Origin of the sequence: Pseudooctadecabacter sp., from assembly GCF_965657175.1 — a bacterium.
Taxonomy (GTDB): Bacteria; Pseudomonadota; Alphaproteobacteria; order Rhodobacterales; family Rhodobacteraceae; genus Octadecabacter.
Map to the genome: position 1 here is coordinate 1 of NZ_CBFHNH010000002.1, position 12,292 is coordinate 12,292.

11 protein-coding genes and 1 pseudogene are annotated in these 12,292 nt (G+C 59.1%); 6 read left to right on the plus strand and 6 right to left on the minus strand.

Translation table 11 applies throughout. The annotated features are described in order from the left end of the window. From ACTG36_RS02805 to ACTG36_RS02820, 4 genes are all read right to left on the minus strand, one after another. A partial coding sequence (locus ACTG36_RS02805; protein ID WP_439141390.1) for a M3 family oligoendopeptidase occupies positions 1-1,772 on the minus strand: 1,772 nt, incomplete at its 3' end. 96 nt (positions 1,773-1,868) lie between these two features. Next, on the minus strand, positions 1,869-2,744 hold the full coding sequence (locus ACTG36_RS02810; RefSeq protein WP_375280444.1) for an amidohydrolase family protein: 876 nt from the start codon (positions 2,742-2,744) through the stop codon (positions 1,869-1,871). After that, on the minus strand, positions 2,737-4,326 hold the full coding sequence (locus ACTG36_RS02815) for an ATP-dependent DNA ligase (protein ID WP_375280445.1): 1,590 nt from the start codon (positions 4,324-4,326) through the stop codon (positions 2,737-2,739). The genes ACTG36_RS02810 and ACTG36_RS02815 overlap by 8 nt, the downstream gene beginning before the upstream one ends. Continuing rightward, the gene (locus ACTG36_RS02820) at positions 4,323-5,330 is read right to left on the minus strand and encodes a ligase-associated DNA damage response exonuclease (protein ID WP_375280446.1); all 1,008 of its coding nucleotides are present in this window, start codon (positions 5,328-5,330) and stop codon (positions 4,323-4,325) included. Before ACTG36_RS02820 ends, ACTG36_RS02815 begins: the two co-directional genes overlap by 4 nt. Before the next feature lie 106 nt (positions 5,331-5,436). On the opposite strand from ACTG36_RS02820, the gene ACTG36_RS02825 reads away from it, so the two are divergent. Continuing rightward, complete coding sequence (locus ACTG36_RS02825) at positions 5,437-6,198, plus strand: HpcH/HpaI aldolase family protein (protein WP_375280447.1); 762 nt, start codon at positions 5,437-5,439, stop codon at positions 6,196-6,198. On the opposite strand, the gene ACTG36_RS02830 is transcribed toward ACTG36_RS02825, so the two are convergent. Both ACTG36_RS02830 and ACTG36_RS02835 read right to left on the minus strand, forming a co-directional pair. Further along, positions 6,195-7,139, minus strand: coding sequence for an alpha/beta hydrolase (locus ACTG36_RS02830; RefSeq protein WP_375280448.1), 945 nt, complete (start codon positions 7,137-7,139; stop codon positions 6,195-6,197). The two genes, ACTG36_RS02825 and ACTG36_RS02830, sit on opposite strands and share 4 nt — an antisense overlap. A gap of 4 nt (positions 7,140-7,143) precedes the next feature. Then, positions 7,144-7,431 (minus strand): SCP2 sterol-binding domain-containing protein, encoded by a 288-nt coding sequence (locus ACTG36_RS02835; protein ID WP_375280449.1) that lies wholly within the window; start codon positions 7,429-7,431, stop codon positions 7,144-7,146. Positions 7,432-7,491: 60 nt separating this feature from the next. Between ACTG36_RS02835 and ACTG36_RS02840 the strand changes: the two genes are divergently transcribed. The 5 genes and pseudogenes from ACTG36_RS02840 (at position 7,492) to ACTG36_RS02860 (ending at position 12,246) form a co-directional block, all read left to right on the plus strand. Then, positions 7,492-8,070, plus strand: a complete 579-nt coding sequence (locus tag ACTG36_RS02840; RefSeq protein WP_375280450.1) for a hypothetical protein — start codon at positions 7,492-7,494, stop codon at positions 8,068-8,070. A 20-nt stretch (positions 8,071-8,090) separates the two neighbouring features. Then, positions 8,091-10,813, plus strand: a pseudogene (locus ACTG36_RS02845) (helicase-related protein). Further along, positions 10,810-11,175 carry an RNA-binding S4 domain-containing protein gene (locus ACTG36_RS02850; protein WP_375280452.1) on the plus strand — a complete coding sequence of 122 codons (366 nt, stop codon included), beginning with the start codon at positions 10,810-10,812 and terminating at the stop codon, positions 11,173-11,175. Before ACTG36_RS02845 ends, ACTG36_RS02850 begins: the two are co-directional and overlap by 4 nt. Before the next feature lie 70 nt (positions 11,176-11,245). Beyond that, complete coding sequence (gene fdxA / locus ACTG36_RS02855; RefSeq protein ID WP_296418475.1) at positions 11,246-11,581, plus strand: ferredoxin FdxA; 336 nt, start codon at positions 11,246-11,248, stop codon at positions 11,579-11,581. A 152-nt stretch (positions 11,582-11,733) separates the two neighbouring features. Continuing rightward, positions 11,734-12,246: a CarD family transcriptional regulator gene (locus ACTG36_RS02860; RefSeq protein WP_296418476.1), complete on the plus strand. Its 513-nt coding sequence runs from the start codon at positions 11,734-11,736 to the stop codon at positions 12,244-12,246. Positions 12,247-12,292: the final 46 nt, after the last annotated feature.

Below are 12,292 nucleotides of genomic sequence, written 5' to 3' on the forward strand. Positions count from 1 at the left end.
ATGCCAAGGCCTTTGGCCCAGAACGCCGGATCAGACGCATCAAGGCCGAAGGGGGCCAGCAGTTCGCTGTGGTGCTTGGACCCGCCCGCCTTGAGCATGTCGAAATACTTGTCTTTGAACGCCTCGCCCTGTTCTTCGTAGACCGCATAAAGCGCGTTTACGAGGCCATCGCCAAAGGCATAGGCGTAAACGTAGAAGGGCGAATGGATGAAGTGCGGGATATAGGCCCAGAAGGTTTCATAGCCGTCCATAAAATTGAATACGGGGCCGAGGCTTTCGCCCTGCACCGACATCCATAGCCCGTTGATATCGTCAGGCGTCAATTCACCACCCGCACGGGCGGCATGGAGTTTGCACTCGAAGTCATAAAACGCGATCTGGCGCACGACCGTGTTGATCATGTCTTCGACTTTGCCGGCCAGCAAAACTTTGCGTTCCTGCGCGTCTTTGGCTTGATCCAGTAGTTTGCGAAAGGTGAGCATTTCACCAAATACGGATGCGGTTTCCGCCAAGGTCAGCGGGGTCGAGCTGAGGAGTTCGCCTTGTTCGGCGGCCAGAACCTGATGGACGCCGTGGCCCAATTCGTGGGCCAAGGTCATGACATCACGGGGTTTTCCCAAATAGTTCAGCATCACGTAAGGATGGACGCTGGTCACAGTCGGGTGGGCAAAGGCACCGGGGGCCTTACCGTCTTTAACGCCTGCATCAATCCATCCGTCTGTGAAAAACGGCTTGGCGAGGTCGGCCATACGCGGATCGAAAGCGGCATAGGCGTCCATGACTGTGGCCTGCGCCTCGTCCCATTGGACGGTGCGATCTGCCTCCATCGGCAAGGGCGCGTTGCGATCCCAGACTTCCATCGTCTCAAGGCCCATCCATTTGGCCTTAAGGGCGTAATAGCGGTGGCTGAGGCGGGGGTAGGCGTCAACGACAGCATTGCGCAGGGCCTCGACCACCTCGGGTTCGACGTGGTTGCTCAGGTGGCGGCCGGTTTGTGGGGTGGGTAGTCCGCGCCAGCGGTCTTCGATTTCTTTTTCTTTTGCCAACGTGTTGTGAACGCGGGCAAAAAGGCCGATGTTTTCACCCAAAACGCGGGCCATTTCACGCGCGCCGGCTTCACGTTTGGCGCGGTCCTTGTGGGACATCAAATCGGCCACGCCTTCGAGGTTCAGGTCTTCGCCGTCGACCGTAAATGTGAGGTTCGCGACCGTTTCATCAAAGAGTTTGTTCCACGCCGATGCGCCAACAACGGATTGATCGTGCAAGAACTTTTCCAGCTCATCGGACAGCTGATAGGGTTTCATCGCGCGCATGCGATCAAAGATCGGCTTATAGCGCGCAAGCTCCGCATTTGCGGCCAAGAGGGCCTCTATGTGGGCATCATCCAGGCGGTTGAACTCCAACTCGTAGAAGACCAGCGGCGTGGTGTAGGTGGTGATTTTGTCCTGGGCATCGGACATGAATTTTGTGCGTTCGGGGTCTGTCGTGTGCTGATAATACCGCAGGCCCGCGTAGGACATGATGCGGCCCGCGATGATGTCGATCTGTTCGTAGCGTTTGACGGCGTTGAGCAGGCCGTCGGCGTCTAGATCTGCCAGTTTGCCCTCGTAGTCTTCTGCAAAGCTGCGGCAGGCGCTTTCCAGCCAGTCCTGATCGCGTTTGAGTTCCTTGGCGTCGGGCGCGGGGTAGAGGTCCGTCAGGTCCCATTCGGGCAAATCGCCGAAGGCGGTGCCGTGGGTGGAATTGGCGTCAAAGGTCGGTTGCTTGGTCATCGGGGGCCTCTTGCTCAGGTGTTTGGTCTTACTTAGGGGCGGAGGGGCTGGATTGAAAGCGGCCCTCCGGGGGGAGTTTTTCGGGCCAGATGAAGATCAGGCAAAAAACAGGCGGTTGGGCGTGTCGCAGAGGATTTTCTGACGTGTGTCGGGGGCTGTGACGACATCATGGAAAGCGTCCAAAAGGGCGGCGGCATCAGGCATTTGGGCGCCATTTAACATCAGGTGCGGCCAGTCGGAGCCCCATAGACAATGATCGGGATTGGCATGGGCGAGGGCCTCTACGAAGGGTGCAGCGCGGTCGTAAGGTGGAGGGCATAGTCGGTAGAGCGCGCTGAGTTTGATATAGGCATGACCATCGCCCACCAAGCGCAACAGGGTCTGAAAGCCGGGATCATTGATGGTGAGGCCCAGATCGGGCCAGCCGATATGGTCGATCACAAGGGGGACGGGCAGGGCGCGGATGTCGTGGGCAAGATCATCCATGTGCAGGTGGCTGTGCAGCAACATCTGGATGTGTAGGTTGCGGTCATTGAGGCGGGGGGCCATGGCTTTCGCGCCCTCCCACGACAGAACGCCGCCGTGTACGTAGTTGAGGCGCACGGCCTTCAGGTTTTGGTCCGCAAACCGGTCAAGGTCGGCATCGGTGGCGTTATCAGGCAAAAGCCCGACCCCACGGAAATTTGCGCCCATCCGTTTAACAGCCTCGACCGTAATGGAATTGTCCGTCCCATAGAGGATGGAATGGACGATCAGGCCCTTATCAAAGCCCAAGGCAGCCAGATGGGCGCGGTACAGATCCAGCCAGCCATTAAAATCGGGACCGGGGGCAGGGTCCTCGACCCGGCCGTCCCAGAGGGGGAAATCATCTTTGCCACCCACAAGGTGGACGTGGGCATCACAGGCACCGGCAGGCGGGGCAATCTGCGGTGCGCGGGGGGCGGGTGGCATGGTTGCGGTGGGTTTAGCCATAAAGTTCTAACATCTCTTTAAGATCATCGAGGGTGTTAATTTCATCCACGGGTTTGTCGTGACGCCAGCGGAGCATACGTGGAAACCGGAGCGCAATCCCCGATTTGTGTCGCGGTGACGCCTGAATGCCCTCAAACGCGATTTCAAACACATGTTCGGCGGGCACCTGACGTACGGGGCCGAACCGCTGTTGGGTGTTCTTTTTGACCCATGCGGTGATCTTGCGGAATTCAACGTCCGTGAGGCCGGAATAGGCTTTGGTGAAGGGCACCAGATCGTTGCCGTTTTTAACCGCAAAGGTGAAATCCGTGAAAAGATTCGCCCTCCGGCCAGACCCGGCCTGCGCGTAGATCATTACGGCGTCCACGGTCAGCGGGTCGATCTTCCATTTCCACCAATCGCCCTTTTTACGGCCCGCCAGATAGGGGCTGTCACGGCGTTTCAGCATGAGGCCTTCGGCGTTCAGGTCGCGTGATTTTGCGCGTTCTTGTGCAAGGTCTTCCCACGTGTCGCCTGTCACTTCGGGTGATAATCGTATGGGGAGGGTGTCGGGAAGTTTATTTATCATATCTTCCAACGGCTTGCGTCTCTCACTTAATGCTTTTGCACGGATGTCTTGACCATCTTGTTCAAGAAGGTCGTAGGCCATCAGGATGACCGGGCTTTCAGCGATCACCTTTTTAGGAACGGTCTTACGACCAATCCTTTTCTGCAAGGCATTGAAAGACAATGGCATCTCGTCTTGAAAGGCAAGGATTTCACCGTCCAGAACCGTCCCGTCGGGGAGGTAGTCGGTTAGTTGGGCCAGTTCAGGAAAGCGGTCGGTCATCAAGTCTTCGCCCCGCGACCACAGGTGATGTTCGCCTTGGCGCACGATAAGTTGGCCGCGAATGCCATCCCATTTTCTGTCTACAAACCAATCACTTGTGGGGCCAAGTTGATCCAGATCTTCGAGCCCATAGGCCAGATAGAAGGGATATGGACGGCTGAGGTCGGCCGTTGGGTCCTCGGCCTCGATCAAATCCGCCCATGTTGTCGTGTCCGGCGTCCAGTTCCCCATGAGTTTATGGGTCAAGACGGCCTCATCCTGTTGCGTGGCACGGGCCAAAGCGCGAGTCATGAGTTTCTGACTGACCCCGATGCGAAAGCCGCCCGTCAGCAGTTTGGTAAACAGGAACCGTTCGATTTGCGGAAGGATTGACCAGGCATGAAGAATACCCTCTTTTCGGCCGTCTTCGTCAAGGGCGGAAAGACGTTTAAGTTCGTTGATCCAATCGCTTAAAGGGCGATCCTCATCTCCTGTGGCCGGGGGCAAAAACAGGCTGATCGTCTCCGCCAGATCGCCCACAATCGGGTAGCATTCTTCAAACAACCACAGCGGCAATCCGGCCCGTTCTGCAGCCCATTCACGCAAAGCGGTGGTTGTGATCACGCGCTTGGGGCGGCGACCTGAAAACAGTGCAATCGTCCACAGTTTGTCCGCGTCGCTGGCCACGCGAAAATAATCGGCCATCGCGGCGACTTTGACTGTGGTCTTGGTCGTCTGATCGACGCGGGCAAACAGCGCGGCGAAATCCTTCATTCCGCATCCCCCTGATCGAGGCTTTCACCGTCGAATTCGGTTTCCACAATTTTCGCGTCATATCCCTGTTCGCTTAACCATTTGGAAAAGACTGAGGTGTAGCCATGGGTCACGAAAATACGTTCGGCGCCGGTTTGGGAAATGGCGTCATTGAGCCCCGGCCAATCGGCGTGGTCGGACACTATGAAACCGCGGTCTGCCGCACGGCGCCGACGCACGCCACGCAGGGCCATCCAGCCGGAGGCGAAGGCGGTTGAGGCGGGCTTGAAGCGGCGCGCCCAAGTGGAATTAAGGGCGGAGGGTGTGGCCAGAACCAGCGCGCCGGCGTTGGCTTTCACGTCCAGATCGGGCGTCACAAGGGTCGTCTGCGGCAGGGCAATCCCTTGGCCGCGAAGGACCTGATTGGTGTTTTCGATGGCACCGTGGGTCAGGATAGGACCGATCGAGGGATCGACCGTCCGCAACAGCCGCTGCGCCTTTCCCAATGCGTAGCACCCAAGAAGGGAGAACGTGCCAGCGGCCGCGTTGGCGGCCCACCAATCGTTGATCTGCTGGGCCAAAACCTCTTGCGGTGTCCAGTTGAACACGGGCAGGCCAAAGGTGCTTTCGGTGATGAAGGCGTGGCATTTGACGGGTTCAAAGGGTTCGGAGAGACCATCGTCGACGGTTTTATAATCGCCGGAACTGACCCAAACCTCACCCTTATGTTCCAGCCTGATCTGGGCGGATCCGGGCACGTGACCCGCAGGGTGAAAGGAGATCGTGACACCGTTGCGCGTCTGGGTTTCCCCATAGGCGACGGTGTCGATGGAAATGTCGCCCAACCGGTGGCGCATCACCGGTGCTGCGCTGTTGGTCGCCAGATAATGCCCCATGCCGGGACGGGAATGATCGGCATGTCCGTGGGTGATCAGGGCGCGATCCACTGGCCGCCACGGATCGATATAGAAATCCCCGATGGCGCAGTAGATTCCATTGGGCGTGAAGGTCAAAAGATCGGTCATGCGCTACAGGTAGCGCGGGGCGGATGGGTTGAAAGTGCGTTTTTGACAGTCGGGCGGTTGTTCTGACTGCCGCAATGTGCTGGCTTGGCCGAAAGAGGAGGACACCATGCGCACAGCGACATTGAGACAGCGGATTTTGAACCGTGAAACCCTGGCCAGCACATTTGTAAAAACGGCTGAGGTGACGGTGGTTGAGGTTTTGGCGACCTCGGGCCTCGATTTTATTGTGCTGGACGGCGAACATTGCGGATTTGACCGCGGGCGGCTGGATGCCTGCCTTGCAGTGGCGCGTGCGCTGGATTTTCCGGCTATGGTCCGGATATCCAGCGGGTCTGAGGAAAACGTTTTGATGGCGCTGGATGCGGGGGCGGTTGGCGTTGTGGTCCCCCATGTAGATTCGGTTCAAAAGGCGCAGGCCCTGGCCAAGGCCGCGCATTTCGGGCGGGGTGGCCGTGGCTTTGCAGGATCGACCCGATGGGCCGGTTTTGCGACGCGGCCTATGGGGGATGTCCTTGATCAGGATGACCAAACCATCGTTATGGCGCAAATCGAGGAACCCGAAGGGGTCGAGGCCTGTGAGGGCATTGCCGCCGTCGATGGAATCGATGCGCTTTTTGCGGGGCCCGCTGATTTGACGGTGGGCTACGGGCATCGCGACCAGAACAACCCCGATTTGCCCAAAGCACTGGACCGCGTCGGAAAGGCCTGCATCGCCAACGGCAAAGGCTATATTTCGTGGGTGCCGGATGCCGCCAAAGCCGCCGAATGGGCGGCCTTCGGGATGACTGGGTATGTCGTTGCGTCAGAACACACGTGGATGCGGCAGGGGGCCATGGCGGCTGCCAATGGCATTCACGCGATAGGCTAAGCCAGCTCAGCTGCGGCGGTGTTGAACAGCGCCGTGGCCTCGTCAAAGACTTGATCGCGCAAGGCAGCTTTTTCCATCAAAACCTCATGCCGGCCCTGATCCAGCAGGACCAGCCGGCCATTTGGCCAGCGCGACATGCGTTCGTGAATGCGCGCTGGGTCCACGATCGTCTCTTCCGATCCCAAGAATGTCACGCAGGGCACATCGGGGGAGGGTTTGAGCGACAGCAACCGCATCTCACGCAGGGCCTCATTCAGCCAATGCAGGGACGGACCGCCAAGGGCGAGATCGGGATGCGCCTTGAGCTGCGCCTGCAACATATCGAAAGACGCCGCATCAGAGGTCAGTGTGTTGTCCTCTGCCGTGGCGCGCAACACATAGGTTTCGGCCTGTTGACCCGGCGCAAAAACACCGGAAAAGCCCAGCGGTTTGCTAACGGTGCTGAGGCCCCAAGCAATGGGGCGCAACGCGGGCGACATTTTGATTCCCCACATGGGCGCGGAAAAGGCGGCCGTTTTCACGGGCAATCCGTCATAGAGAGCGCGCAACCCGATGCAGCCGCCCATGGAATGGCCCAACAAATGGTAAGGTTCAGGCAGCCCCAGTTTTTTGACATGGGCCAGCACCGCTTTGACGTCCAGTTGGTAGTCGCCAAACACGTTCACATGGCCGACCGCACGGTTGTCCAACAACCTGTCGGCGATGCCTTGCCCGCGCCAGTCGATGGCCACGCAGGCGTAGCCGCGTTCGGTCAAATCCGTCGCGGTGCGGCCGTATTTTTCGATGTATTCGGTGCGGCCCGGAAAGATCAGGACCGTCCCTTTTGCCTGTCGCGCGGTCCAGTGACCGACGCGGATACGGACCCCATCCACGGTGATGAGCCAATGACAGGCCCCAGCGGCATTGCCTGCAATATCAGCGTGGTAGGGGGCCTGATCCATCGGTTTAGCCCAACACACCAGCGAGCTTCATCGCCAGTCCCATGTCGCCGTCCACGGTCAGTTTGCCGGTCATGAAGGCCGCTGTGGGGTTTTCTTCGCCGTCCAAAATCGCCTTGAAGGTCTCAGCAGAGGCCGACAGCGTTACATCTGCGTCGTCGTCGCCCGCACGTGCGCCGTTTTCGTCGATAATGATTGCGCCTTCGCCTTCGATGTCGAATTTCGCGGTGCCGTCAAAGCCGCCGTCCATTTTGGCGTTCAGGGCGGTGACGGCTTCGTTGAGTGTATCGCTCATGGGTGGTGTCCTTTGGAATGGTGCCGCAATCGCGGCGAGGCCTCTGGTATCGGGCGCGGGATGCGCTACATTCCTACTATGGGCATGAAAGCGAACATCATCAATTCTATCGCTACGGCACTTTGTGTCACGGTCGGGTTTTCCGGACCTTTGGGCGCGCAGACCGAACGTTTGGACCAGCTGTTTGAACAACTGTTGGAGGCCGAACCCCAGCAGGTTGCGCGGATCGAGGGCCAGATTATCACCGAATTTGGTAATTCCGGCTCTGCCTCCATGGATTTGTTGCGCAGACGCGGTGAGGATGCGCTGGAGGCTGCGGAGTTCGCCGTGGCGGTCGAACATTTCACTGCCCTGATCGATCATGCGCCGAATTTCGCCGAAGGCTATCATGGCCGGGCGACGGCCTATTACAATCTGGGTTTGATTGGCCCCGCGATCGACGATTTGCGCCAGACGCTGGTGCTGCAGCCACGCCATTTGGGGGCGATGACGGGGGTCGCGGTGATTCTTGAAGAACTCGAGCGGCCGGAAGATGCGCTTGAGATTTGGCAGCAACTGGCCGCGTTCTCCCCCGCAGATGAAGAAATTGCTGCGGTGATTGAACGGCTTACCACCCAGCTGGCAGGCGAGACGCTTTAGGATTTTCAAGGATTGATGCGATGCCCCTTGGTCGGGTGACTGCCGTTTTGGGCCCGACGAACACGGGCAAAACCCACTATGCGATTGAGCGGATGTTGGGGCACCGCACAGGCGTGATTGGCCTGCCGCTGCGGCTGCTTGCGCGTGAGGTGTATGACCGCGTGGTGGCTGTGCGCGGACCGGGGGTCGTGGCTTTGGTCACCGGCGAAGAACGGATCGTTCCGCCCCGCGCCGCCTATTGGGTCTGCACGGTTGAGGCCATGCCCGAAGGCATGGGCGCGGATTTTGTGGCGATTGATGAAATCCAGCTCTGCGCCGATCCGGACCGCGGGCACGTCTTTACCGACCGTCTTTTGCGGATGCGCGGCACCCATGAGACCTTGTTCATGGGCGCGGAAACCATGTGGGGCGCGATTGCGTCCAAGGTGCCCGAGGCCGAATTTATCAAACGGGAGAGGTTCAGCACCCTCACGTATTCAGGTTCCAAAAAGATAAGTCGGATGCCTGCACGGTCCGCAATTGTCGGGTTTTCTGTTGAAAATGTCTATGCCATCGCAGAGCTGTTGCGCCGCCAAAAGGGCGGTGCTGCGGTTGTCATGGGCGCACTTAGCCCGCGCACGCGCAATGCGCAGGTTGAGATGTATCAAAATGGCGATGTGGACTATCTGGTGGCCACGGATGCCATCGGGATGGGGCTGAACCTTGATATTGATCACGTGGCCTTTTCGTCGATCACCAAATTCGATGGGCGCCGGATGCGCCCTTTGATGCCCAATGAATTGGCGCAGATCGCAGGCCGCGCGGGGCGGCATATGAACAAGGGCACTTTCGGCGTGACGGGGGAGGCGCCCACGTTGGATGAAGACGTGGTTGAGGCGATCACCTCAAACGTCTTTGCACCGGTGAAGAAATTGCAATGGCGCAACGCGCGGCTTCAGTTCGGATCGGTCAAACGGCTGATTTCGACGTTGGAAGAACGCACCGATGATCCATGGCTGACCCGCGTGCGGGAAAGCGATGATTTACAGGCCCTTAAGGCGGTGTCGAACGATGCCGAAGTCACGGCGCGCGCCACGGACGGGCCCTCTGTCCGGCTCTTGTGGGACGTCTGCCGCATCCCCGATTTCCGCGATATCAGCCACGCCGAACACGCCCAGCTGTTGACCGACATTTACAACTTTCTGCACGAAAAGGGCCGCGTCCCGGATGAGTGGATGGCGGCCCGTGTGAACCGCATTGATCGCACGGACGGGGACATCGATGCGCTGTCCAAACGCCTCGCCTTTATCCGCACATGGACCTATGTCGCGCAGCGCAAGGGCTGGGTCGAAGACGAAAGCCATTGGCGCGGGGCCACGCGCGCTGTAGAAGACCGGCTATCGGATGCCTTGCATGAAAGGCTGACGCAAAGATTTGTGGACCGGCGGACGAGCGTGCTCCTTCGGCGGCTCAACCAAAAGGAGGGCCTTGTGGCCGACGTAAACGACAAAGGTGAAGTGACTGTCGAAGGGCAGTTTGTTGGGAAAATCGAAGGATTCCGGTTCCGTCAGGATGCCTCGGCCAATGCCGAGGAAGCCAAGACGCTGCGCACGGCAAGTCTTCAGGCGCTCGCGCCGCAATTCGTGCTGCGCGCGGACAGGTTCTATAACGCCCCCGACACGGAAATTGATTTCACCGAACAAGGTGGCCTGATGTGGGGCTCTGATGCGGTGGGCAAGCTGGTCAAGGGCGATGATCCCCTCAAGCCCCGCGCGCAAGCGTTCGTCGATGATGAGGCCGGAACCGAGGTTGCGGAAAAGGTCCAACGCCGGTTGCAGCACTTTATCGACCGCAAGGTGGCCACGGCGTTTGAGCCGATGATGAAACTGCGCGGCGACGAAGACTTGTCCGGTCTGGCAAAGGGCTTTGCCTTCCGTCTGGTCGAAGGGTTCGGCGTGATCCCACGCGGTCAAGTCGCGGATGAGGTCAAGGCGCTGGATCAGGACGCCCGTGGTGCGCTGCGCAAACACGGCGTGCGCTTTGGTCAGTTTACGATCTTTATGCCGCTGCTTTTGAAACCCGCACCAACCCGTTTGCGTCTGGTTTTGTGGAGCATCGACAAAGGCTTGCAGGACTTCCCAGAAGCCCCACCCCCCGGTTTGGTCACAGTGCCCACTGTCAAAGGGCTGGAACCTGGCACCTACGCCATGTCCGGCTACCGCGCCTCAGGCGACCGTGCGATCCGCATCGATATGTTGGAACGCCTTGCCGATATGTTGCGCGATCAAGACACGCGCGGCGGGTTTGAGGCCACGGCGGATATGCTGTCGATCACGGGCATGACGCTGGATCAGTTCGCAAACCTCATGGAGGGTCTGGGCTACAAAGCCGACAAGGGTGAACGCGAAAAGGTCAAGGCCGAGCCTGCGCCCGCCCCGACAGAAGAGGGCCCGACAGAAGACAGCGCAGCCGAACCCGCGCCGCAACCCATCCCCGAAGGTGAGGCACCCGCCGCGCCTGAGATGGAAGTGTTCTACACCTTCGCATGGGCGCCCAAGCCGCGCGGCAACCGGCCCCAAGGCGGCAAACCTGGCGGCAAGCAAGGGGACCGTCCCCAGCGCAAAGGACCGCCCAAAGGCAAAAAGGGTGGCAAACCGCAGCGCGACAAGGCGCAATCCTTCTCTGCCCGTCCGCCCAAAAGGAAAAGGCCATCGATCCGGACAATCCGTTCGCGGCTGCTTTGGCGGGGCTCAAAAAGGATTGAGCGAGACGATCCGATTGGACAAATGGCTTTGGCACGCGCGGTTTTTCAAATCGCGCGGGCTGGCCGCCGGTCTGGTGAAATCCGGACGCTGCCGCGTGGATGGCACGCCGGTCAGCAAACCCAGCCGCACCATTGCGCCCGGTGTCGTGCTGACATTTCCGAAAGAAAACGAAGTCCGCATCGTGAAGGTGTTGGGCTTGGGCGAACGCCGCGGACCGGCCCCTGAGGCCCAAGCCCTATACGAAGATTTGACCCCCGCGCGGGAGCCCGAAAATCGCGATATAGAACAACGGGTTGGCGGACGTCCGACGAAAAAGGACCGACGTGAGATGGATCAGCTCAAGGGCGATTGGCCCAGCTGATGCCGCAAGGGGTCTTGAAGCCATGTCAGGGGCGCGTTACAGACCCTGCGACACCTAGCTGGACGGACCCATGACCTACATCGTCAACGACAATTGCATCGCCTGTAAATACACCGACTGCGTCGAAGTGTGCCCCGTGGATTGTTTCTACGAGGGTGAGAACATGTTGGTCATCCACCCCGATGAATGTATTGACTGCGGCGTGTGCGAACCCGAATGCCCCGCCGACGCGATCCGCCCCGACACCGAGCCGGACATGGAAAAGTGGGTCGAATTCAACCGCAAATACTCCGAGATGTGGCCGGTCATCATCACCAAGAAAGACCCGCTTCCCAATGCCGACGAGATGGACGGCAAAGAGGGCAAGATGGACCTGTTTTCTGAGGCGGCCGGCGAGGGTGGCTAAGCGCCGCTGGGAATCACCCTGTTTTTGTGGTATACTGTCGCTAATGCCGCGTAATTGCTGATCCATTTTTGACGTAAAGACCTGACGGGACCTTTTGGTGCCGCCGGTCTTTTTGTCGTATGGGGAGGCTGCTTTGAGGAAAGGAAATACTCATGGCGAAAAAGAAAAGTGAATTCAGCCCCAATGATTTCGTCGTCTATCCGGCGCATGGGGTGGGCAAGATTTTGTCGATCGAAACCTCCGAAGTGGCGGGGTTCGAGTTGGAGATGTTCGTTATCGCCTTTGAAAAGGACAAGATGACGTTGAAGGTCCCGACCAACAAGGCCGAGGAAGTTGGCATGCGGTCCCTGTCCGCGCCCGATGTGGTGGCCGATGCCATGAAAACGCTGAAGGGCAAGGCCAAGGTTAAAAAAGCCATGTGGTCGCGCCGGGCTCAGGAATATGAGCAGAAGATCAACTCCGGTGATCTGATCGCCATCGCCGAGGTCGTGCGCGACCTGCACCGCGCTGATGATCAGCGTGAGCAGAGCTATTCTGAACGGCAGCTGTACGAGGCCGCGTTGGAGCGTCTGACCCGTGAGATTGCCGCAGTGGGCAATGGCAACGAGAGCGACGCCGCCGACGAGATCAGCGAAACACTGGCCAGCCGCGCGCCGGCTGCTTGATTTGTAAAGACATTGAAAAAGCCGCGCCTTACAGGCGCGGCTTTTG